The 25,281-nt window shown below is 39.0% G+C and carries 17 protein-coding genes; 11 read left to right on the top strand and 6 right to left on the bottom strand.

Going from position 1 to position 25,281, the window contains the following annotated elements:
- Window positions 1–74 precede the first annotated feature (74 nt).
- Complete coding sequence (locus ACH784_RS18685) at window positions 75–1,625, bottom strand: methyl-accepting chemotaxis protein (protein WP_404396474.1); 1,551 nt, start codon at window positions 1,623–1,625, stop codon at window positions 75–77.
- A 260-nt stretch (window positions 1,626–1,885) separates the two neighbouring features.
- On the opposite strand from ACH784_RS18685, the gene hemH reads away from it, so the two are divergent.
- Window positions 1,886–2,902, top strand: a complete 1,017-nt coding sequence (hemH, locus tag ACH784_RS18680; RefSeq protein ID WP_404396471.1) for a ferrochelatase — start codon at window positions 1,886–1,888, stop codon at window positions 2,900–2,902.
- 61 nt (window positions 2,903–2,963) lie between these two features.
- Here hemH and ACH784_RS18675 read toward each other — a convergent pair whose 3' ends face one another.
- From ACH784_RS18675 to ACH784_RS18660, 4 genes are all read right to left on the bottom strand, one after another.
- Window positions 2,964–3,272, bottom strand: a complete 309-nt coding sequence (locus tag ACH784_RS18675; RefSeq protein ID WP_404396468.1) for an EAL domain-containing protein — start codon at window positions 3,270–3,272, stop codon at window positions 2,964–2,966.
- Window positions 3,257–5,485, bottom strand: coding sequence for a putative bifunctional diguanylate cyclase/phosphodiesterase (locus ACH784_RS18670; protein WP_404396465.1), 2,229 nt, complete (start codon window positions 5,483–5,485; stop codon window positions 3,257–3,259). Before ACH784_RS18670 ends, ACH784_RS18675 begins: the two co-directional genes overlap by 16 nt.
- A 153-nt stretch (window positions 5,486–5,638) precedes the next feature.
- Entirely contained in the window at window positions 5,639–7,042 is a 1,404-nt protein-coding gene (locus ACH784_RS18665; RefSeq protein WP_404396462.1) for a YfcC family protein, read from the bottom strand.
- Window positions 7,043–7,367: 325 nt separating this feature from the next.
- Window positions 7,368–8,948, bottom strand: a complete 1,581-nt coding sequence (locus tag ACH784_RS18660; protein WP_404396459.1) for a diguanylate cyclase — start codon at window positions 8,946–8,948, stop codon at window positions 7,368–7,370.
- Between the two features lie 571 nt (window positions 8,949–9,519).
- On the opposite strand from ACH784_RS18660, the gene ACH784_RS18655 reads away from it, so the two are divergent.
- From ACH784_RS18655 to ACH784_RS18630, 6 genes are all read left to right on the top strand, one after another.
- Window positions 9,520–9,990: a DM13 domain-containing protein gene (locus ACH784_RS18655; RefSeq protein ID WP_404396456.1), complete on the top strand. Its 471-nt coding sequence runs from the start codon at window positions 9,520–9,522 to the stop codon at window positions 9,988–9,990.
- A 149-nt stretch (window positions 9,991–10,139) separates the two neighbouring features.
- Complete coding sequence (locus ACH784_RS18650) at window positions 10,140–10,568, top strand: DUF3429 domain-containing protein (protein ID WP_404396453.1); 429 nt, start codon at window positions 10,140–10,142, stop codon at window positions 10,566–10,568.
- A gap of 48 nt (window positions 10,569–10,616) precedes the next feature.
- On the top strand, window positions 10,617–11,456 hold the full coding sequence (locus tag ACH784_RS18645) for a GGDEF domain-containing protein (RefSeq protein ID WP_404396450.1): 840 nt from the start codon (window positions 10,617–10,619) through the stop codon (window positions 11,454–11,456).
- A 72-nt stretch (window positions 11,457–11,528) separates the two neighbouring features.
- A complete protein-coding gene (locus tag ACH784_RS18640; protein ID WP_404396447.1) occupies window positions 11,529–12,617 on the top strand; it encodes a methyl-accepting chemotaxis protein in 1,089 nt (362 codons plus the stop codon).
- Window positions 12,618–12,663: 46 nt separating this feature from the next.
- Complete coding sequence (locus tag ACH784_RS18635; protein ID WP_404396444.1) at window positions 12,664–13,458, top strand: Rossmann-like fold-containing protein; 795 nt, start codon at window positions 12,664–12,666, stop codon at window positions 13,456–13,458.
- 179 nt (window positions 13,459–13,637) lie between these two features.
- Complete coding sequence (locus tag ACH784_RS18630) at window positions 13,638–14,501, top strand: EamA family transporter (RefSeq protein ID WP_404396441.1); 864 nt, start codon at window positions 13,638–13,640, stop codon at window positions 14,499–14,501.
- 206 nt (window positions 14,502–14,707) lie between these two features.
- On the opposite strand, the gene ACH784_RS18625 is transcribed toward ACH784_RS18630, so the two are convergent.
- A complete protein-coding gene (locus ACH784_RS18625; protein ID WP_404396438.1) occupies window positions 14,708–17,191 on the bottom strand; it encodes a prolyl oligopeptidase family serine peptidase in 2,484 nt (827 codons plus the stop codon).
- A gap of 255 nt (window positions 17,192–17,446) precedes the next feature.
- Here ACH784_RS18625 and ACH784_RS18620 point away from each other — a divergent pair, with 255 nt between their 5' ends.
- From ACH784_RS18620 to ACH784_RS18605, 4 genes are all read left to right on the top strand, one after another.
- On the top strand, window positions 17,447–18,682 hold the full coding sequence (locus tag ACH784_RS18620; RefSeq protein WP_404396436.1) for a glycosyltransferase: 1,236 nt from the start codon (window positions 17,447–17,449) through the stop codon (window positions 18,680–18,682).
- 125 nt (window positions 18,683–18,807) lie between these two features.
- Complete coding sequence (locus ACH784_RS18615) at window positions 18,808–20,034, top strand: threonine/serine exporter ThrE family protein (RefSeq protein WP_404396433.1); 1,227 nt, start codon at window positions 18,808–18,810, stop codon at window positions 20,032–20,034.
- Window positions 20,035–20,860: 826 nt separating this feature from the next.
- On the top strand, window positions 20,861–23,419 hold the full coding sequence (locus ACH784_RS18610; protein ID WP_404396431.1) for a TonB-dependent receptor: 2,559 nt from the start codon (window positions 20,861–20,863) through the stop codon (window positions 23,417–23,419).
- 283 nt (window positions 23,420–23,702) lie between these two features.
- Window positions 23,703–25,064 carry a TonB family protein gene (locus ACH784_RS18605; protein ID WP_404396428.1) on the top strand — a complete coding sequence of 454 codons (1,362 nt, stop codon included), beginning with the start codon at window positions 23,703–23,705 and terminating at the stop codon, window positions 25,062–25,064.
- Window positions 25,065–25,281 lie beyond the last annotated feature (217 nt).

Below are 25,281 nucleotides of genomic sequence, written 5' to 3'. Positions count from 1 at the left end.
AGCATAATATCAACCCCAAATAATACCGAGTAGCTTATTATCAGAGTTGATATAGCTGTTGTTTCATGTCGTGTTTAACGTTTAAATCGCACCACTAATTCAACCATATCTTGAGATACTTGCGTGAGTGTTTGGCTAGCCTGTTCAACACTTGTTGCACTATTCAGACTATCACCCGCTAATGAAGCAATATTCACAACTTGCTGATTTATATCTTCAGAAACATTCGCTTGCTCTTCGATGGCTGCTGCGATTTGCAGTGACATATCATTAATTTTATCAATTGATTCATTGATTTGAACCAGCATGTCGCTGCTTTGTAGCAAATGAGCCATGCCCTGCTGAGATTCTTGCTCACCTTGTTCAGCGACAACTACTGCATGTTCTGTACTTTGTGATAATTCGTTGATAATACCTTGAATTTCTTGTGTAGATTGCTGGGTTCTCTTAGCAAGACTGCGAACTTCATCGGCTACTACAGCAAAGCCTCGACCTTGCTCACCGGCACGAGCAGCTTCAATTGCAGCATTTAGAGCTAACAAGTTTGTTTGCTCAGCGATTTGTTCAATAAATTGTGCCGCATCTGCAATACGTGAAGTTTGCTTAGATACACCTTCAACAGATTGCTTAATATTTAATACGGTATTTGTTAATGACTCAATTGCACGCTTGGTTTGATCGCTGTATTCAGCACTTTGTGTTGCAAGGTCGTGTGATTGACCCGCTTGCTCAGCCGTTGCTTGAACATGACCCGACACATCGTTAATGGTCATACTCATTTCGTTCATGGCTGTTGCGACTTGCTCGGTTTGTAATTGCTGCTGTTCTAATTGCGTATTGGCATTTTGCGCCATAGCTAAAGAGGAGTTCGCTCCTTTAGATACGTGCTTTGCCGCATCAGCGATACGGGTAACAACTGTGTCTAAGTGCGCTCGCTCACTCAGAATTCGTACATGTAAGTCAGCAATATCACTTGGGTACGTTGAATAAACATTCTTAGCAATGTCATCACTAAAGCTACTCGATAGTTCATTGCTTAATGCTTTGAAATAGAAGTTCTTCTGTTTGCTTTTTAAGACTATGGTTAAAATAGTGGCAAGAATAGAAGAAGCAAAAGCCGAGACTTGATAACCTGAAATAAATGCAGCCACACATAAAGCCAAAATAACGGCGAGTGCTGCGTAATAGGTATCAATGCGAAAATTAAATCCGTTTTTATTCTGTTTCGCTTGAGCGTAAATAAGTTCAGCACGTTTAATTGCTGATTCACTCGGTACACTTCTGACCGACTCGTAACCGACTACTTTGCCATGCTCTGTGACAGGGGTAACGTAGGCATCAACCCAGTAGAAATCACCATTCTTACAACGGTTTTTAACCAAGCCCATCCAAGGCTTACCTTGCTTTAGTTCTGCCCACATGGTTTTAAATGCCACTTCAGGCATATCAGGGTGACGAACAATATTGTGGGGTTGACCAATCAACTCTTCTCTACTGAAACCGCTGATAGCAATAAATTCGTCATTACACTCGGTAATATTGCCTTGTAAGTCTGTCACAGAGATTAATTTTACATCAGAAGAAAAGGTTTTGCGGTTTGCAGTAATTGGCTGGTTGTTTCTCATTATGCCCCTCTAATGTAAAACAGCAGAATTTAGATTGATTTCGGGGCACGAAATCTACTAATAAATTATTTATTACGCAAACAATATTTAATAATTAGCGCAAAATTTAATACTAAATAACTACAAAAACATCTGTACTTTGTTCTGACACAAGAATGATCCGCTTTTAGGTGTCGAACGTATTGAAAATCTTGTAAAATCTTCCACTCTCAACACCGTCTCACTTTTTTAAAGAATGGTAATTTATAAAGGAGCATTTTGTGTCTCGTTTTTCTGCGATCACTGACAACCCGCATGAGGGTCGTTTTAATAAAAAGACTGGTATTTTGGTAACCAATTTAGGTAGCCCGGATGCACCAACGCCTAAAGCCTTACGTGTTTATTTGGCCGAATTCTTATCTGATCCAAGAATTGTCGAGATACCGCGCCTAATATGGTTAATGATCCTTCATGGCATTATTTTACGAGTTCGCCCAAAGAAATCAGCCAAAGCTTATGCAAGTATTTGGACTGAAAACGGCTCACCACTTATTCATATTTCTCAGCAGCAAGCAGACAAAATCGCCGAGAAGTTAAAGGCAAATAATCATAACGTAGAGGTCGAGCTTGCGATGCGTTATGGCAACCCCTCAATCGAAGCGGGTTTAGAAAAACTAAGAGATAAAGGCATAACACGGATTATTGTATTTCCTTTGTACCCACAATATTCAAGCCCAACAACGGGTTCGACTTTTGACGCAATTGCAAATGTATTAAAGAAATGGCGCTGGGTACCTGAATTACATTTCATCAATGGTTATCACACAAACCCGCTTTACATCGAGTCTCTAGCTAATAGTATTCAAGAAGACCTAGACAAACATGGTACGCCTCAAAAAATTGTCTTCTCTTACCATGGGATGCCAAAGCAGTTTTTAGATCATGGCGACCCGTATCACTGTCTATGTCATCAAACAACGCGCTTAGTTGTTGAAAAATTAGGCTTAGATAAAGAACTAGTGATGACGACTTTCCAAAGTCGTTTTGGTAAAGCTGAATGGCTAAAACCATACACAGATGCAACCCTAGAATCTTTCCCTAAAGAAGGCATCAAAGATATTGCCATTATCAGCCCAGCATTCAGCGCTGACTGTTTAGAAACACTCGAGGAACTTGAAGAAGAAAATCGAGAGATTTTCGAAGAAGCGGGTGGTGAAAAGTATCGTTACATTGCTGCGTTAAACGACAGAGATGATCATATTGACGCATTATATGATGTGCTAAGGCCTAATTTATAAATGGCTCTTAATACTTAAAAGGCATTCACAACGACTGAGAATGCCTTTTTTATTGAACGTTTTATTTACCTAGCATCGATAAGCAAACAGAAATCGGTTGCGCGGGGCTATAATAAAAGCCTTGTACATTATGACAACCAAACTGTTTAAGCATATTGACTTGCTCAACATGCTCAACCCCTTCAGCAATGAGTTTTGTGCCAATATCGTCACCCAATTCAACTAAATACTTAATCATGGCCTGCTTCTTTTTATCATCAATCAAAGTATCGATAAATGAGCGGTCAATCTTAACAAAGTCAACTTTACTTTTAAGCAGATGGCTTAAAGAAGAATACCCCGTACAAAAGTCATCTAACGCGATTTGCACACCTCTTTTTTGTAGATCGCCAAGTACTTGCCAAGTACTTGCCAAGTATATTGATTCGCTGCTACGGATTCAGTCACTTCAATCGTTAACGCATTATAGGGCAAGTTATTTTTCTCAATAGCCCCAATAATTTGCTTATATTGGTCGTTACTCGCTTTAAATTCATTGACAGAGCGGTTAATCGAAATTGAGATATGGGTATACCCTTGACTGTGCATTTTTGCTAAATCTTGACAGCTCTTTTCTAATACAAATTGGCCGATTTGATGAATAAGACCAAACTCTTCGGCTATTGGAATAAATTGTCCGGGTGAAATTGCACCAAGCTCACTGTCAGACCAGCGAACAAGTGCTTCAAATTTTGAAATTTCGCCCGTTGTTGAATCTATAATTGGTTGATAATGTACAGACAATAATTGAAATTTTATGGCTTCTTTGAGCTTATCTCTGAGGTGTATTTTCTGTAAGTAAGCGTTTTGAATCGCTTCGTTGTATAGTGCAATTTGACCTGGTGACGTTTTCTTCGCAGACCCCAAAGCATGTGTTGCATGGCTTATAATGCTTGATGCAGTGAGGGGTTGATCTGTCGCTAACTCGGCAATCCCAATACACGCTGTTATCTCTACAGACAATTCATTAAACACGTAAGGGAGTGAAATCTTAGATTGAATTTTACTTGCAACCTGCATCGCATTGTCGATACCACTGTTTTGCAGCAAAATGGTAAATTCATCGCCCCCATAACGACACACAATATCTTGCCTGCGCACACCATTTTTAATGCGCTTAGCTACTGACAACAATACATTATCGCCAATTTCTGACCCATAAACATCGTTTACTTCTTTGAATCTGTCTAAACCTATAAATAAAATCACAGACTCTTTTTGCTTTGCTCTGTTCTCAGAAATTACTTCTTCAAGGCTTTCTATAAACGAACGACGATTGATTAACCCTGTTAGGGGCTCATGGTTTGCGTAAAACGTCAGTTGGGCTTCATTTCGCTTCCACTCAGTGATATCTCTGAATATCGCGACATAATTGGTGGGTTGATTTAACTCATCTTTAACGACACTTAAAGTTAGTTCTTCTGGGAAAATCTGGCCATTTTTACGTCGATTATAAATTTCACCTTTCCAGGTTCCCGAAGTTTCTAGCGCATGCCACATCTTTTTGTAGAATTGCTTACTCTGCTGACCCGAAGATAGAACCCCCGGATCTTGGCCCATTAACTCAAAACCTTTATAACCCGTTAAGTCTTCGAATGCCTTATTCACCATGATTATTTTATTTTCATGATCGGTGATCATAATGGCATCTGTGGCGTGTTCGAAAACTACATTGGTTAATTCTAGTTGCTTTGTAAGTGCGTTGATTTGAGATATGTCTTGCACTGTAGCCGTAAAAACACGTTCAGATATTGGGCCGGTTTGATTTTCAATATGCCCAATAATACGCATCAGACCTTTGCGCTTAGACAATAACTTATGACGCACTGTGGTATCAACTTGCTCAATGTCCCCACGCTTTAAAAGCAAGAGCAGGTCTTCGAGTCGCTCTTTGTCTCTTGGCTCTAAACACTCTAAAAAACAATCTAGGCTTAATTCAATATTATGATGCTTGCCAATGAGATGGCGCATTTCTTTACTAAACCAATGTTTATCTTGCCCTAAATGCCAGTTCCACGAACTTAACTTTGCAATTCGTTCACCTTTGGCAAGCTGCTTTAAGATCAAGTCTTGCGAGGCCATTTCTAAATTATGATTTAGTTCAGCCCCAACGATGTAACTTAACTCTTTTAAAAACGATTGCTGACTGTCGGTTAATAGCCTTTCATCTTCGTACATACAAACCATGATGCCAATAGGTGTATGATCTAATGCACGTAAGGTGACACCTGCATAACTATTGATATTCATCTGACAAAGTAGCTCATCTTGAACGTACTTTTCTTGAAGTTGTTGATTAAGCATGCATACACCCAAGCTATCTTGCGCATCATTGCAAGGGGTGCCAGCTAGGTCATAGGTAATATTAGGTTGTAAAACGCCGTCCTTAGCATAACAAATTGTTTGTACTTGAGTTCTTCCATTGACAAATTGGCCAATTAAGCAATGAACAGGTTCAAGCTTTTCAAACATCATTTGAATGGCTTGTTCATACCTAGCTTGGCTATTCTCAAGACTGTAAAAATGGCTAAAAGAGAGCGTCATGGGATCCACTTTTTAAACGACGTATATACAAAATGCACGAATCGTAATGATAATGGAAGCGTTTTAGAAAGTTTTGTAGTCAGATCAAATAAATGAAAATAAATTGCCACGGTATTAAGAATATACCGTGGCTGAAGAATAAATTATGAGCGTTTACTGAATTACAGGCTGAACATCTAGCCCATAACCAAACATAACCGCCAACACTAATACCGCAGAAGCTGCCGCCATTAATTTTAACATCAATGGTAAACAGAAACGGAACCAATGCGTATAAGGAACACCCGCCATACCTAAAATACCCATTAAAACAGCATTAGTAGGAATGATCATATTTGAGAAACCATCACCAAATTGGTATGCAAGCACTGCAACCTGACGAGGTACGCCGACTAAGTCACCTAATGGCGCCATTAAAGGCATAGTCACATAAGCTTGGCCTGAGCCTGATGGGATAAACGTATTTAATAAAGTTTGAATAATCAACATACCAACAGCTGATACTTCTGCCGCAACATGTGATAAAGGCAAAGACATACCGTGAACTAGTGTATGAAGAATTTGGCCATCTTCAAGGATAAGTGCGATACCACGTGCAACGCCTATCAGAATTGCTGTAGTTACAAGATCAGAAACACCTTCGATAAAGCGTTCAGCCGTTTCGTCTGCAGATAACTTGCCTAAGATCGCAACAACTGCACCCCAAGCGACAAACACACCACCAAGCTCATATAAATACCAACCTTGTGTGGCAATACCCCAAACCGCAACTGTTAAAGTAACTAAGAAGCTACCTAAAATCAGCTGGTGCCTTTTATTTAATTTTGGATAATCTGGTTGCTCTTTGCCTGCAAGAGGGCAAGGTACACCAACCATCATTGATTTACTTGGATCTTCACTTACTTTCTTCGCATAACTCCAAACATGATGGAAACCAATTAGCACGAAAGGAACAAAGATTGCGAAACGCAGCCAAATACCCGAGTAAACCGGAATTTCAGCAATCTGCTGCGCAATAAGAACGGTAAATGGATTAAATGCAGATACACCATAGCCAATACCATAACCTGCGACAATCATGCCTACTGCAGTCATAGCATCTAGACGCATCGCTTTACAAAGGGCCACCAATATCAGTACAAACGGTATATATTCACCTGCAGTACCAATGGCACTAGAAGCAAGTGCAAAACAAAATACCACCATAAAGATAAGGCGCTGTGGCTTGGTACCATGCTTTTCTAAAAGACGACCTATTAGCGCATCGACAGTACCCGTCGCTCGAGCTATGGCCAATACACCACCTACGATTAAAACAAAGAAAATGACATCTTGTGCTGCAGCAAAGGCGCGAGGAATAGAAGTGAGTAAGTCCCATGGGGTAAGGTAAGTTTTGTCTGCAACTTGCGCGTATGTGCCCGCCACAACCATTTGACGACCTGATTCAGTCGTACTCGTTTCGAAAAAGCCCTGTGGCACAATCCAGGTTGCAATTAAAGCCACAACCATCATGCCCAACAACAAAATCAAGGTATGGGGTACTTTAATATTACCCATTTACACGCTCCTATTCTTATTAATCTGAGACTTTTACCAATGCGCAATAACACTTAATCATTTTGAAGGACTAAACCTGATGATAGCTGAGTTAAATATTTCTTATTTAGGGACAACTAAATAACGAAATCTTTGCTTTGCCTACACGGATGTAGGTGCCTCAGCGCTAGCTGCACGCGTGAGCGGTACTAGCAACCAGGTTTTCTTGCCTCAAAATAGACCACTTAATTAAGCAGATTGGTATTACTTTAAGTCTGGAGCGCGCATAATACCTAAATCAGTACCAATATTCACGTGCAAGTGTCAACAATTGCAAACGAGCAGATTAGTTATAGGCTTGATCTACCAGATGGGTTCTATTTCTTCCCGCTTCTTTTGCACTATATAAAGCCCTGTCAGCCTGCTTTAAGACCGTATCTATATCTTCACTGAATTCTGGCCAACGAGAAATACCAATTGAAGTGGTCACCTGACCAACTTGCTCAAATTCATGACTTTCAATACTGAGGCGTAATCGTTCTGCAATCTTAAATGCAACGTCTAAACCGACATGTGGTAAGAATATTAAAAACTCCTCTCCACCTGAGCGGCAAACTAGATCTTGCTCTCTGGCACATTTTTGCATCAAAGCTGCGAATTGTTTAATGACGATGTCTCCAACATCATGGCCGAAGTTATCATTGACCCTTTTAAAATGGTCAATATCAAGAGCCAGTACCGAAAACGGTTGAGAGTTTGCGACAAAATATTCTAGGGCGTTTTCCATACCACGACGATTGAGCAATTGTGTGAGTTGGTCTTTTTGCCTATCTTGGTCGAGTTTTTTAATGGTTTTCTCTATGCGCTCATGGCTTGATAAAAATGCCTGCTTTAAATAATCGGCTTCAAAGTACCAAGTGTTGATGCTTTTAGGATCAATTTTGCTATCAAGGCCTTCATTTTTTAATGCATGGGCCAGGCTGGCTAGAGGTTCTGCTATTTTTGTTCCTAGCAGTAAAATGATCAGTAAGGTAAGTACAATGAGCGGAAGCGTACTGAGTAAGACATCCACAATGGTGTTATATACTTTCTGTAAAGTAACCGACTTATGACTTTGAGAGACAACCCCCCAATTTGGTAATTTAGCCGGAGCAAACCCTGCTAGCATTTGTTCTCCTAACGAATTAGGCGCTATCATGCTCCCTGAAATTCCGGATAAAACGGCTTCAATTATTTTATTATTTGTTACCCTCTCACCAATCCGTGCAATATCTCTGTGGAAAATGATATGTCCATTATGATCTACTACATAGGTGTATGAGTCCTCATTGTGGTGATGTTTTTCTAAAATATCATTGAGTATATTGTTTTCTTGCAAGTAGATTGCACCGCCAATATAGCCAACAAAACGCTTTTCGCTATCAAAAACAGGTGAAGTAATACTTACAATTAAATTACCTGCCGGTGATAAAAAGGGTTCAGAAATAAAGGTTTGCTGCCGTTTTAGAGGCTCTAATGCTTTTTCATCCTTGATGTACGTATTTGCAAGATTTAGAGAATAGGGAGAAACAGCAAGTACTTTGCCTTGGCTATTCACAAAAATTGTCGCGTTAAAACTATTAGTTTGCCCAAGCAAACGGTCAAGTTCGAATTGCAACTTTTCAAGGTTTGTAAATTCGTCTTTTATAGATTCAGCAGAATAATCGAGTTGCGATAATACTGAAGCCATAAATAGATCGGTAACATTTGCTAATTTTGCAGCATAAACTCTATTGGCCTCAAGTGTATCTTCAACAAGTAAGTCTTTCTGAACTTTATACGCAGCCAGTAACGCGTTACCTAACGTTAATAACACACCAAAGAAAGCCAGTATTAATACTAAACGTTTTAAATCAAGTCGTCTAAAGACGCTAAAAACATTAACCAAACCAACCTCTAATGGCTCAAATCACTGAAATAATTTTAACGGTACAAAGTTACGCTCAGATAAAAATAAATTATTAATCTAAATCAACTTTATGTTTTAAATTTTATATCCGAATTATAACAACAAAAAGTAAGATTAGCTGTAAAACAAGTATCTTAGTAACAAGTTTTTTACCTAAAAGAAGTATATCGTTTTTTACACCAGACCTAGTTATAATTCACTCAACTCAATTCGCATAGATTTTTATGGTACGCAGTAAACTTAAAGCCTTAACTACTCACTTAACATTAGCCTGTGTCTTACTCGCTGTATTGTGGTTGCTGGTCAGTGATAAACACGTACTTATTATAGGTAACTCGTTAGTTCTAGTCTATATTGTCTCTGCGCTTGGCTTTTGCATTGTGCCTAAAAAAGATAATAAACAAAATAAAAAGCACTAAAACACTGTTTTACTCAAAAAAGCTTTTATCCCTCTTATCCAGGTCTTACTTGCATTTAGTAAGACACATTCAGGTTCGGTTTAAAATATAGGTCTATACTTCAGTTAATTGTGTTGATGATTCGGTGAAACGTGAATAAATTAAAGTTAGGCCTTTCTGGCATTGTTATATTTATATTTGGCTTTATGGCAGGTATTTATACATTACCAATTATGGTTGCACCTGAACCATTAAGCATGCTTGAACTAGCAACCGCATCTCAGAATGCAAAATATAAAGCAATGATTTCAGAAGGCTTAGATGGCTCTGATTTTTTACATAACGGAACTGGCGAATTTTATCTCTCACCTTCTGAAATAGTATTTAAAGGCACGCTTACTCCTGGTCCAGACTATCAGTTGTATCTATCAAAGCAATTTGTTGAAAATGAAGAGCAATTTATGCAACACAAAAACAGCATGATAAACATAGCTGAAGTAAAGCGCTTTGATGGTTTTATCAAGCAAGTGCCCAATCAATTAGACATAGATGAATACACCACCATTGTTATCTGGTGTGAGGCATTTGAAGAGTTTATTACAGCCGCAAAATATAAAGGTTAATTGGGTTAGCCTTTTATCAAGTTTGTTAAATCGTCGAGAATAATCATTGATGTAAGGAAATAACCCGAATTAACACAATTATGATCTAGTTCTAAGTAAAACTGGTATCATATTGAATTAACTGATGTGTTATCTTAGTCGGAATATTTATGCACCCTTTTTCAAATCATATCCAACTCGGCTATTATGGTGTTTTACCTTTTTTAGCTTGTATCTTTGCCTCGCTAGTAATTGGTATCAATGACGCTTTAATCCAAGCTTTTACATTTTATAGTCTGGGAATAAGTGCATTTTGCGCAGGTATTTTGTGGCGCCCGGGTGAGCAAAGCAAAACCCATGCTGTCATGGCTGTACTACTTGTGATCCCTTTCCCACTGTTTGCATTCGTAAATACAACTGTTGTGCTTTCATATTTAGCTATCTGCTATCCAGTGCTCCTGTTGTTCGAACGTGGTATGCCTGCTTGGCAAAACTATCACAAGGATTACCACAAAATGCGATTTATCCTCACTTCAGTCCTTTTTGTCACTCATTTATTCATGATTGCTCAACAATTCGAGCTGTCACGCAACATTTAAATAATTTTTCTGCTATATCTAATAGGTGACCCATTTTAGATGTAGCAGATGAAACAAAAATACTTTTATATTTTTATTGCTTTAATTTCTCTATGTTTAGCTATCTTATTACTTCAGAAGCCAGAATTTGAACTCGATGCTTTTGAGGAGCTGTTTTGGTTTTCTTGTACGGGCTTTTTAATCGGTTATGGAGCGCAGTATGTAAGTAACCGGTTTTTGATTAGTGCTTGGGGATTATATTGCATAGGTTTATTTTTAGATGTGCTAGACGACATACTCTCAAAAGAAACCCTCCCTCTTTTGGCAGCTGACACTTCCCTAAAGAAAATTGGTCTCATCCTGACTTGCGTGGTTCTTTTCAACGTTATTCATAATGAAAGAAAAATAATTAAAAAACTTAATAACGAAATCAGTCAAAGAAAAAAACTCGAAGAGAAATTGAGCTTCGAAGCGAATCATGACCACCTAACAAAATTAGGTAATCGAAAGGCCTGTTTCGAAAACTTTCAAACGCTTATAAAAAAGTACCCCTACTTGCTGTATTTAGATTTAGATAATTTTAAATCTGCAAATGATAAATATGGCCATAAAACTGGCGATAAAGTACTACAGTTAATTGCAAAGGCCATTAGTGATGAATTTGGTGAAGTAAATTGCTTCCGTTTAGGTGGTGATGAGTTTGTGGTGTTTAGTGAGTCTATGCCTGAGAATTTAGAGCAATTAAGAGAGCAATTACTAGAGACTATATTTGAGTTTGGTGTTGGGATCAGCATTGGTATCACTAAAGCCGATAAGCAACTTTCGGCAGACGAAAACATGCATGAAGCCGATGAAAACATGTATACAGATAAAAGCCATAAGATTATTCGTCAAACTCCCAGAAGTTAACTCGCTTATTTCTGGCACTTTTTTTAACAGACTGATAATCTAATACTAATTTCTATTCGAGAGGGAAAAGCTGTGTTCGGTAATTTATTTAACAATCAACAGCAAGAACAGGCGCTTCAAGATTTGCGTCTTCAATTACAACAATTACAACAAGAAAACGAGCAGCTCAGGGCTGAAAACAATAACCTAAACGAGTTATTAGTTGAAACCCAATCTCAACTCAACGACAACACAGACAATCAACTTTTACAATGTGCCATAAACGGTTTATCTCAAGTGAGAGATATAAGAGAGACTGTCAGTAACAGCTTTACTTCAATCGAGCAAGAAAGTCAGTCAATCAGTAACATTAATTCAATTTTCCAGACATCAGAAAAATCACTTTCAGACATACTTGCTGGTATGGATGGCTTAACTCAAAACATGGCGACCATGACAACCAATATTTCAGGCCTTTCTCAAATGGCTGACAATATTAATACGTTCGTGACGACCATTTCTAAAATCTCAGATCAAACCAACTTACTAGCACTTAATGCGGCAATTGAAGCTGCACGCGCAGGCGAAGCTGGTCGTGGTTTTAGTGTTGTAGCAGATGAAGTACGAGCGCTGGCTAATAATACAAACGAATCTGCTAATGAGGTATCAGATCTTGTTAAGCAAATTATGGATACAACTCAGCAGACTGTTAATGCCGTTAATGTAATCCAAAGTTCGAACAGTAATCTTTCTGAAAGTATTTCCCAATTAAACGAAGATTATTCAAGTATCGTTGGCAACTGTAGTTCGATGAAAGATACTATTATTGATGCCACTACACAGACTTTTGTACAAACAGTAAAATTAGACCATGTAGTTTGGAAATCAGACGTATACAATCATTTAATTGGCCATAACTCTCAGCCTATTTCGGCATTTGCTGATCACATGAGCTGCCGTCTAGGCAATTGGATGACGTCAGAAGGCCAGCAAAAATTTGGCGACTTAAGTTCATTCAAGCGATTAGATAATCCGCACAAGCAAGTGCATGCAAGCGGCGTTGAAGCTATGAAACTTTTTGCTCAGGGCAACAAACAAGGCTGCATTCAGAAGCTGAATCAAATGGAACAAGCTTCGTCTGAAGTAATGTCGTTGTTAGATGAGCTAGCGAGACAAGCTTAAAGCGAGCCTGATATAATCACGCCATTGTTTTCAAATTACGATAGTTATGAAACTCAACAAACAATGGCGTATTTTAACCGTAGGTGACGGTGACTTAAGTTTTTCAAATGCATTATCAATGCAATTCCCTGCATCTCAGCTCACAGCCAGTATCTATGATACGAAAGAAACCCTACTCGATAAGTATGAGCAAAACGCATATCACGCGTTAATTGAAAAACAAGTGCCTGTCATGTGCAGTTTCGATGTTACCGATCCTGACTCATGGTTAAGATTACCCATCAAAAGCTTTGATGCGGTAATTTTTCAATTTCCTTTAATTCCTGCATTTTCTGACTTTTCTGAGTTTCAGCAACAATCCTTATCTGTAAACACATTAAATCGTCGGTTGTTAAGGCTTTATATTTACTACGCCCATAAATACGCACTCGCTCCACATGGTCCTATGCTGTGTCTTATCACCTCAAAAGATGTAAAACCTTACTGCGAATGGGACATTGAATCTTCACTTTCAATGGGGCTGAATATCGAATATTTAGGCCAAAGTGATTTCGATATCAATGATTTTCCAGGCTATAAAATAAGGAACGTAGACAGAGATAAACATGTTAAAGATACCAGTGGCATAAGCTATGTCTGGTCTGCTAAATCGACTCGAAATGAATTACCTTATTTAAAAGTTCCTCATTATTTATCAGATTCTTATTGTAGCTTTTGTCGAGCAGGTCCTTTTATGACCGAAAAAGACAAACTCGCTCACGCAAACTCAAAAAAACATAAAAGCATGACTAAACATCACAATGATTGGTTAAATTACCTCTCTACTGAAACTCTAACTTAAACTTGAGCATCATATTGATGATGCTTAGGGTTAAGCATTATTTACAGCCAAGAAAACAGCATGTTACAAAAGTACATACTAACCACATAAGCCATGAATAATGTATACAAAGGTGTTGAGCTCAGTGCGTTTCACCATTAGACTACATGCCTTGATAGTAATTAGAGTTAATTTTTCCAATGGCAAATAGAGATTTGCTTTTTGCAGTTGCATGTTTGCTTTGTGCGATGGTCACCATACAGTCAGGTGCTTCAATTGCTAAGCAACTTTTCCCATATGTTGGCCCTGAAGGGACAACAGCCTATCGGCTTGGGTTTTCTGCTCTCATTTTATGCCTAATATTCAGACCTTGGCGTCACATGCCAAAAAATTGGGGCCCAATCATTGTATACGGTCTTTGTTTAGGTGGTATGAATATTACTTTTTATTATGCCATTGAAAGGATCCCTCTAGGTATCGGGGTTGCCTTAGAGTTTACCGGCCCCCTTGCTGTTGCTCTATTTTCATCAAAAAGAAAACGAGATTACCTTTGGGTTGTTTTTGCAATTGCAGGCATAGTGATGCTCTTACCGGATATGAGCAGCCAAGAAGGGTTAGACCCAATCGGTGTAATACTCGCACTCGTCGCTGGAGCCTGCTGGGCTGGATATATATTATTTGGTAAGAAAACAGGAAACCAAGGCTCTGGTGGTGTGACAGTCGCAATAGGTATGACTGTATCCGCATTTGTATTAGTTCCATTTGGCGCAATTTCTCAAGGCAGTGCCTTACTGAATTGGGAATTAATCCCACTCGGGATCATGATAGGTATCTTATCAAGTGCGCTACCCTATAGTTTAGAAATGGTGGCACTTCGCAACATGCCAGCACAAGGATTTAGCATAATGATGAGCTTAGAGCCTGCTGTTGCAGCGGTTGCTGGGTTAATTATTTTAGGAGAGCTGTTAACTCTTTGGCAATGGATAGCAGTACTTATGATCATCATAGCTTCCGTTGGAAGTTCCATGACAGGTGCTGACAAACCAAAAGAAAGTAATGCCTAATTAGCATACAGTAATACTCTAGCCAAGATTCAGCCTTTTTATCTGAATCTTGTAGAAACATAAAAGCCGGGTTCGCCCGGCTTTTATGTTTAATATCACGCTACTTTCTTTGTCTAAAATAGATCATTTATTAAGTTTGGTTTAAGTGTGTTTGGGGAGTGATCTTTAAGCACTTTTTTCAAGCAAAGGCTAAACTCCCCCTATCATCAATTAAGTAAATACTCACTCGGTTTTGGTAAAACAAAGCGCTCTAACCACTGCTCTTGTTCCCACAATACATGTAAGATAGCTTCGATACTTTGATATTGATGATGTTCATTTGGTAACAAAACCAACCTTGCTTCTTTATTCAAAGCAAATAGAGTCTTATATAATAATTCAGCCTGAAGGACTGATGCTGTTTCGTCAGCTTGACCATGAATAATTAAAACAGGGACATCTATCTTATCAATTGAATTAAAAGCTGAAACACCGGCAAAAATAGATGCATTTTGCCAATAAGCAAAGTCACTATCTAAGTAACCTTTTGTCGCCATTGACGCATTGTATTGACCACTTCTTAAAATTCCTGATGAAAAGTAATCTGTATTCGCAAGTGCCAAAGACGCCAGTGTTGCTCCACGACCATGGCCAGCAATGGACATTTTGCCAAGTTCTGCGACACCTTTTGCTATTAACGCATCTGTGGCTGCTTTTAAACTCGATTTAAAGTCGGTCATAAATGCATTACTAGAAGCCACATTTTGAATACTCGGCATACTTGGGTTTTCTAGTATTGCAACGCCTTTTGTCACATAGGCAACCATATCTTTATGGTTACTTGTTACAAACTCACCTTTTTTATTGTAAATATCATCACCAAGCCAAAACAACACAGGCAAACTGCCTTGTGTAAAGTCATAGTTGTTAGGCAGATAGAGATTAGCCGTTAGCTTTTTGCCATCAGCACGTAAGTATTGTAATTGTTCTTTCTTGACCCCAATAAAACCCTCGATTGGATGCGTATTTCGAGTAAGTTGTTCAAGGGTATTAAAAGTAAGATCACTGACAAAAAAGTTCGTTGGCTGTAACTGAGTTTCTTTGCTTAGCAACAAGCGCATACCTTCATCATCTAAAAGTGAAACTAAAGACTCCGAAAACTCAGCCTGAGAACGCCATAATGTAGATTTACTGTTTGTTTTAGCATCGAAACGCTCTAATACTTGCGACACAATATCGCCCTCAACCTGCTGACTAAGCACAAACAAATAGCGCCCACCCACTACTTTTAGCACTTCCGTACCAAGGTCATTGGTTTGCATTATAAATTTATGCCAAACATTTTCAGGTAGTTGACTATTAAACTCTTTAAATACAACACGACGCTGCTGTGCATCTCTTGGTGTAATTATGCTTTGACGATATTTCTTTCCATCTAAAGATTTCTCTGTTAGCAAAGCTAAAGAATCCGATGCCCAATTAATATGTTCAAGCTGCCAATCTAATGTTGCGAATACTTGAGGGGCTTTACGAAACGGTGCACTCACAACCAATAAATTTTCGGAGCCATCTGGCTTTGGCTCTGCCCACAACACGGTTGCTCCTTTATCTAAACGCCACTGAAACTTTTGCTTTAAATGCACGGGTTTTGTGTCTATTGATTCAACAAGAGGATTTACCGACAGTTCATATAATGCATGTCCTGTCATCCCCCAAACGTGCCACACATTTGCAAAGTTTTGCATAGGCAATGCTGACGTAATTGGATCATCAATCATGTTAACGATTAAATTTGTAGAATCAGGAGAGACATCAAAATGGTTCAAAAAAGTGGCTTGACCAATAGGCTTAGCTAACCCACTCAAATTAATTTTGATAAGTTGTCCTTGAGCAAAAAACTTAAATTGATCTGCAATAGGATCAGGTTCAATATTTTCTTCAGCGTTAGTTTCATCTGACATTGTTTCCTGCACAACCTCTGGCTGATCAGGAGTAACATCAACTTCTGCTGACGTATTTGCATTAGGTTGCAGAGCCTGAACTTCAATTGGGTGAAAGTGCTCTGTAACGACTAAACCATCACGACTTGGTAAAGCAATCGACTTAACTTTTTCTGCTTTAGGTTTTTCTAATAATGGTTTGCCATGATTCACCGCGACATTTACAACAAATCCCGTGCTATCTGGAAGCCATTGGTACGGTGTTTTAGTTAAAAAGCCATTTAAGGTCGATTGCGTGACTTGTTCAAGTCTTCTGCTTTGCACATCGAAAACCCATAAGGTCGCTGAATTTGATTGTTCCAAAACAAAACTTAAATAGCGACTATTTGCAGACCATTTAACATCGCGAATTTCGCCATCAGGTAAGTTATTGATATTCAATACTGAGCCTGAAATAACGTGTTTTATTTCTATCTCAACGTAGCGCTTAATATCGTGGCGAGAAAAATTATAGGGATTAAACTCAATACCAAACAAATTAAGCTGTGGCTGAGCCTGTTTGGTTTTTCCTAGCGAATGAGTAGACAACTGAACCAACCAATCATTATCCGGGCTCATCAAAATATCTGGCGTAGATTGCACTTCTACTAAACGGGCGAATTCAGGCGTTGGTGTTTGGTATTCGCTTGAGTTTGTATTAGCTATAGCGTCAGAGCTTATCAAAAGTGAAACGAAAAAAACGCCAAAGACAGACGATATTGTGCGGTACATACTTTTCCCCCAAACATTTAGTTGCGAAATAATATACTTAAATCATTAAAAATGCAGCTATTTACGGCTATCTTGAAGCATAATTTGTGGTTTTGATAAACAATAAACCTAGCCATTTGTATACGAAAGCTCGCTTGTTACAGTTTGCGACTCGTACCTCGTTTTAATTGCAATTATGTATTTTTCAGCATCGAGTTTTAACGAAATTTCAGTTAGACTTCACGCCCGCAAAAATCCTACGTTAATGAGATAATTATGAGTAAACGTGTTTTAGTAATTGGCTATGTTTGGCCTGAGCCGAATTCATCCGCAGCTGGAACGCATATGATGTCATTGCTCACGCTCTTTCGTTCACAAAATTGGCAAGTCGAATTTGCCACACCAGCTCAGCCAACAGAACATATGGTTGATCTAAGTAACCATGGTATTAGCAGTAAAGAAATTGCATTAAATTGTTCGAGCTTTGATGATTACCTCAAAGACTTTGCCCCTGATATCGTCATGTTTGATCGCTTCATGATGGAAGAACAATTTGGTTGGCGAGTTGATAAATTCGCGCCAAATGCGCTTAAAATTTTAGATACTGAAGACTTACAATGTTTAAGGCAAGCACGGCACAGTGCACAAAAAGCCAAAAGAGAGTTTACACTTGCTGATTTGCAAAGCGACATTGCTAAGCGAGAAATCGCTGCAATCCTTCGCTGTGATCTGAGTTTAATTATCTCAAGTTACGAAATGTCTTTGCTTGAAACATTCTTTAAAGTTGATTTAAGTTTATGCCACCACTTGCCATTTTTGGTTAATCTTGAAGAACTACCTGAGGCCTTACCTAGCTTTGAGCAAAGAGCCCATTTTATGACTATTGGTAATTTTAGACATGCTCCAAACTGGGATGCTGTTTTATACCTTCAAGAAATTTGGCCGCTCATTAAAAAGCAATTGCCTGAAGCAGAGTTACATATTTATGGCTCTTACCCACCACCAAAAGCGACTGCGTTAAATAACCCAAAGACAGGTTTTTTAATCAAAGGTTGGGCTAATGATGCAAACCAAGTGATGCAAAATGCCAGAGTATGTCTGGCGCCGTTACGATTTGGTGCAGGGATTAAAGGCAAGTTACTGGAAGCCATGATTAACCAAACACCGAGCATTACAACCGATATTGGTGCCGAAGGCATGACGAATGGTCAAGAATGGCCAGGGTTCATAGCGAATACTGCAGAAGAGTTTGCCAACGCCGCAGTAAAGCTTTACCAACAAGAAAGTGAATTCAATCGCAGTGTAAATAATGGCAAAGTGCTACTCAACGAATTTTACGATAAGGTCGAATTAAGCGGTAATTTAGTGAGAAAAATTAATTCAGTAGCAAACAACCTAGACGCACATCGTATGACTAATTTTACCGGCCAAATGTTAAAGCATCATACAATGAAAAGTACGCAATACATGGCTCAATGGATTGAAGCAAAAAACAAAAATAATTCACAATAAATTGCTAGACATACCCTCAAAAGTGATTAGAATTCGCACCGTTTCTAACAAAGCATACCAGTTAGGTTAACTTAAGCTATAGTTAACCTAATATTTACTTTTACCACCCTCATTTGGTTAAAAACTTGAACACAGCTAGTTTTACGCAAAAAAGAAAGTTTATTGTTAAGCTTGGCAAAATGCTGCATAAATACGGCACACCTGCCTACCGACTTGAAGCCCATTTAATGGAAGTCGCAACACATCTCAAGTTAAAGTCTTCTTTTGTAATGTCACCCACTTCCGTCACATTTGTTATTTGGACTGAAGGCCATGAAGAAGAGTATACCCATGTAGCACGTGTTGATCCGGGCGATCATGACTTAGGCTCATTGGCTGATACGGATGATGTGGTTAACCGTTTGTTGGCTGGTGAATTATCAATCGAAGAAGCTGAAAACAGTTTAGAAAAAATCGACACAAGCAAAAGCCCTTATAATAATTGGTTTACTGCATTTGCTTTTATGGTATCTGGTTCTGCATTTGCTATGCTGATGGGTACCAGTTGGAATGATGTCCTTTGGTCAGGACTCATTTCATTGATTGTTTTCTTGTTTGTTCTTTGGTCAGCGCGTTCGAAGCGCGTCACACACATGCTCGAACCATTAGTTGCCATTGCAGCATCCATTGCTGCGTGTGCAGTCAGCAGCTATATCGATCCCGGTGTAAATATAAGGTTAGTGGTGCTTTCATCAATCATTGTATTTATTCCTGGTCTAGCATTTGCTCTAGGCTTTGCTGAGTTATCGGCTCGACACTTGGTATCTGGAACAGCACGTGTAATGGACGCCATTATGATGTTGTTCAAATTATACTTTGGGGCTTTTTTAGGTATAAGTATTGGCTTTGCACTATTTGGAAAAACAGACTTTATCCAACCTGAAGCATTACCCAAGTGGACGGCATGGTTAGCAATATTATTACTTTGTAGTAGCTTAATTATTATTTTCAGAACAAAGTTAAAACATGCTAGTTGGTCGATTGCTTCTGGCTTTATTGCCTATGCTGCGAGTATTAGTGCTGCTGTTTATTTTGATTACAGCATTGGTGCTTTTGTTGGCGCATTTGCAGTTGGCGTATTCAGTAACCTCTTTAATCGAATCGTCAATGCACCTGCATCAATTGTTGCAATGCAGGGGTTGATCGTTTTAGTACCTGGCTCGAAAACTTATATTGGCCTTAATTCATTGATTGAAGGCCAGAGCTTTGTTAATGCAGATCAAATAGGTCAACAAACATTTTTGATCTTCATGTCATTGGTAGCCGGTCTTATATTTGCGAATGTGGCCTTACCACCAAAGAAGAGCCTTTAACATTAGGGCTGAGCATTCTCAGCCCTAAGTTGTCTTCATTATTAAAGAGCTCCTTTTACATTAAACACTCTTTTTTGCAGAAAACTTGTCATTAACACCGCTCTCGCTTCCTTTTATCACTCTATTACCTGCTTCTATATAGGCAAGGCAAAAGTTTTGCTATTTAGTTGCTCTAAATAAGCAGTTTTTAACGCGGTTAGTGGCAACTTAAATTCCTCAAAATGTTTTGAGATGATTAAGGGTTGATGTTACTTCATTGCATTATTAAGCTGCGATTTTTGGCTCCCCTCACAAATCAATTTATCTTCAACACAATAAATAATCATGGGTATTAAATAATCGCACCACGCAATGCAAAATTAATTGCAGAGCTGCTGCCATACATTGTACTTAACTCAAAGTGTTAAGGCCTAGTGTTCTTGGTTTATAGGTAATGGAAGTTGTGAACGAAACCATTTAGCATAGTCTTACTAGCATATCTGTATAAGCCCTAAGCTCCTTATTGATACAAAACGAGTACGACTCTCATTCATTTTTCAGCGACACTCACTATCTAGAAGGCATAAACCAATATCAAAGCACGGCTTTAAGTTAAAAGTTTATTAATTTTTATTTGTGAATTTGAATATAAGTACACTTGAATAATAATTAAGTAATTTTAACTTTATAAAAACATACACAACTATTTCATATACTTATAATCAAAATAGCATTAATCACAACTAATCACTTCATTTCAAGATTTCCATTTTTAAAAGCGATAACTTAATAAACATTGCAGAACAGTCGCAATTGTTAAATAAATGCTTTCAAGGGGAATCAAAGCATGAACATAAATAATAAAAAGCCGCTTGCTGTTTTAATCAGCAGCATTCTTATGGCATCAACAGCAGGTTTTAGTTCTTCAGCTATTGCACAAGGTGCCCAAACAGATGAAGTTGAAGTAATTCAAGTTCGTGGGATCCGTGGTAGTGTCGTAAAGTCTATCAATGCAAAACGCTTCGCTAACTCAATTGTAGACGCCGTATCTTCTGAAGACATCGGTAAGTTTCCAGACCAAAACGTTGCAGAGTCTCTACAGCGTATCACAGGTGTATCAATGAGCCGTAACTTCGGTGAAGGTGAGCGCATTAGTATCCGTGGTACTTCAGAAAACCAAAACCGTACACTATTAAATGGTCAAGCTGTTGGTTCTGCTGATTGGTGGGTAGATTCATCCGCAAGCCGTGGTTTTAACTATACGATGCTACCTTCTGAAATTGTATCAGGTTTAGAAGTATATAAATCACCAGAAGCTGACATCGACGAAGGCTCTATTGGTGGTACTGTTATCGTTAAAACGCGCAAACCTCTTGATTTAGATGCAAATAAAATTGCAGGTTCAGTGATCATGCAGCACAGTGAAGTGTCAGGTGAAACAGATCCTCAGTTAGCAGGTTTATACAGTTGGAAAAACGACGAAGAATCAATTGGCGCATTAGTATCAGTTTTCAGACAAGAGCGTAATCTACGCCGAGATGGTATTGAGGCATGGAGTTGGACGCACCGTGATGAAACACTTGAAGACGGTACTGTCGTTGAGAATGTTTATACACCTGGCGGTGGTGGATCTGCCATGTTCACTCAAGAACGTGTACGTACTGGTTTTAATTTAACACTTCAATATCGCCCTTCGGATAACATGGACGTTACTTTTAACGCGTTAAATTCAACTTTAGAAGCAAATAACGCAAACCAAAACTTCTTATGGTTGCCTGGTTACGGTGGTTCAAAATATCAATCTTTAGATGTGGTTGATCATGCTAAAGTGGGTAGATTTGCACAAGCTGGCACGCTTGGGCTATCACCTGATGGCAACAATATCTTAGATGAAACTAAAATTCGTAATTCAAAACTTAAAACCAACTCATATGACTTAAAGCTAATTCATGACGGCGAAACATGGAAATCTAGCTACCATGTTGGTGTGACAGAAGGTTCAGGTGGTACGCAAACAGACCGAAGCGTTGGCTGGGAAGGCAATGCTGTTCATAGCTATAACGCACAAAATGTGGAAAGCATTGAAACAAGCTATGCGAAAAGCCCTGCGGACGGTAAGCATTGGGATTTAGGCTTTTTACGATATGACTCCAATGATGCTTTAGATAAAGAATATTACGGCCAAACTGACTTCGAACGTGCAATCGATGTGGCTGTATTCAGTAAAATCAAAATGGGTGTTAAATACCGTGATCACAAACGTGAGAATATTCGCCTCCGTTCACAAACTCGTACAGATTTAGACTGGAATTTAGCTGATTATTCATACGCTTCACCAAGTGATTTCTTATCTGGTATCGGCACATCTGGCACATTAAGTAGCTACGCGATGACCGATTTAGATAAAACAAGAGCGGCAGGTGATGCACTATCTTGGCAATACGATTACCTTTATGACAGCAACTTCGCAATCACTGAAAAAATCTTAGCAAGCTATATCAAGGCTGATATCGATGCTGACGGCCTTCGCGGTAACTTAGGCGTTCGACTCGTAGAAACTAAGCAAACAACGGGGGCGTATGTTGGTCCTGCGGATGCAAAAGTTTGGCAAGAAGAAGACAAGAGCTATTTCGATATCTTACCGAGTATCAACCTTGCCGTTGACCTGGAAGAAGACATGATTTTACGTTTCAGTGCAGCACGCGTAATGACGCGCCCAGATTATGCTGCGATGACTAATGCTACCACGTATAACACTGAAACACGTGTAGGTACGGGTGGTAACTCAAATATCGACCCTTATAGAGCAACTCAGTTTGATGTTGGTTATGAGTGGTACTTCTCTGACGCAGGTATTTTCTCTTCAGCCCTTTTCTATAAAGATTTGCAATCTACTCTTGGTGAGAATACGCAAACAGAAACGTTTGATAATGTTGCGATTGAAATCAGTCGCCCAATCAATGGTCCTGCAGGAACTTTAAAAGGTATCGAGTTAGGGTATCAAACCGAAATTACTGAAGGCTTTGGTATAGCAGCAAACTATACGTTTGTTGATGGTGAGTCGAAAGACTTAGAGGGGAATGACATTCTGATCCCTGGCATTTCTGAGCATACTTTTAACTTCAGTACTTATTATGAGAATGAAACGTACAGCGGCCGTATTTCTTATAACTATCGTACCGGCTACGACACAGGTCGTGCATGGCCTGGTTATCAAGATGCATACGGTCAGATTGATGCGTCATTTAACTACAATGTTAATGAAAACATCACTGCTGTTTTCGAAGTTATCAACTTAACAGACGAGCACACTTTCAGCTATCAAGAAGAAGGTGTGAAGCAAGCCTTAACCGGTGTTTACAAAGATGGTAGACGCTTCATGGCAGGTTTGCGTTTCAGTTTTTAAGTCATTTCAGCTAACACAGGTATGACTTAAAAGTTTATGCAAGATCATTTGCATAAACACGGTGCTAAGCCCGGAGCACACCCCAAAGCTGGTGTACGAAAGTACATCGGCTTTCTTTTTTAATTGTTTAGCCGCTTCAGGACAATTTATGAAAATACAACAAAAACTCTCATCATATAGATACCATAAACTATACAAGGCTAGTGATTTCGTGTCATAGTTGAACCTTATTTTTGTTCAGTTTAATCTCAACTTCGCTTAGACAGGTAATCATCTCGTATTTATGGATTTTTTGCGTTTTACAGGACCTCTTCTGTTACTACTTATCTGTTTTTCAAAGCAAAGTTACGCAGATTTATTCAGTGCTACGCAACATTATCAGCAGCAAAATTTTTCCAAAGCTTATGAAGAATTCCTGCAATTGAGCGAGTTTGGTAATTCCGATGCCATGTACAACCTAGCTGTCATGTCTTTACATGGCCAAGGTACTAACAAAAGCCTTCCCAAAGCCTTCGCTTGGTTTTTACTCGCCAGTGATTTCGGATTAAGTGATGCCAAACAAACTGCTGAACTAATAAGCCAAAAGTACACAGATAAACAAGTACTTAATGATATGTATGTGGCGCTCAAACAACACTATGCGTTTGACGTTATTGCAACAAAGTACTTCCCAAGCGAATTCAGTAAACCAAAGAAATCTTTAAGCAAAGTACGCGATCACCAGCCAAATTATCCAGAACAAGCTATAAGACAAGGCGTCGAAGGCTGGGTTTGGCTAGAGTTTGATATTGATGATACTGGCGCTGTTACTGACATCAGTTTAATTGCAGCCCACCCTAAACACATTTTTTCGACAGAGCTTATCAATGCGGTGAGTCTATGGCAGTACGACACTGACAAGCCAATTAAAAATCGTTCTCTGACTTACCATTTTACAACTTTTAAAGGTAAGCAATATAAAACAGCATTTCAGAATCAAAGAAAGCAATACAAGCAATCAATTAGTGAACACATAGATGCTGCCGAACAAGGCAATGGGGAAATCCAGTTTTATATTTCACAATGGCTGCAATCGAATGATTATAACGCGAGCCAACTATTAAAATATCACTGGCAAGACGAACAAGCAGCACAAACCTTACTGTTTGCTGCAGCAAAAAATAATTTCCCGCTAGCTCAGTATAAGCTTGCAACGGGTATACTCAGCAATGACATAAATGATCCTGACAGAGCAACCGCATTAAATTGGTTAAAAATTGCAGCTCAGCATAATAACCTGCCCGCTTTATACAGACTAGGCAGCATACTTTCTGACAGCCAAAACCCAGAGTTCAGTCCCCATATTGCGCTCTCTTATTTTCAAAAAGCCGCTGAGCATGATCATTTTAGAGCTATTCGGGATATGTGTTTATTATTGAAAACAATGCCAGCCAAATCCCAAGAGTTAAAACGCTGCATTAATACAGGTCTTGATATAGATGATAGTCATCCAACTTTATTGCTTTTAAAAGCGGAAATTCAGCCAAATAACGCGCTATCTTTGAAGTATGCCAAACAAGCACTTAAAGAAGCGAGAAGTCGGAAGTGGTCTATCAAGGCTATCTCAGCGTTTATGCAAACACTTGACCCTGGCGCTTTAAATTAAGTACTAGGGCGTGTTGACCTTTGCTGTTTGTTTTTGCAGCAGTGAGTTGGGTATTTAGGCCAGGCAGGGGCTGCCCCGCAGAGGCTGCGTAGCAAGGGTTGCCCCGCATAGTTATTCTATGTAAGTCAGCCGAGAACGCCGAATAAATGGCCAACTCGCGCTGCTCGGAGAGTTCAACCAAAGGCTTCCACTACTTTGTCATTCGCCACTCACATAA

It is taken from the genome of Pseudoalteromonas phenolica (assembly GCF_044788725.1).
GTDB classification, from domain to species: Bacteria; Pseudomonadota; Gammaproteobacteria; order Enterobacterales; family Alteromonadaceae; genus Pseudoalteromonas; species Pseudoalteromonas phenolica_C.
This window is presented reverse-complemented; position numbering and strand designations above follow the sequence as displayed.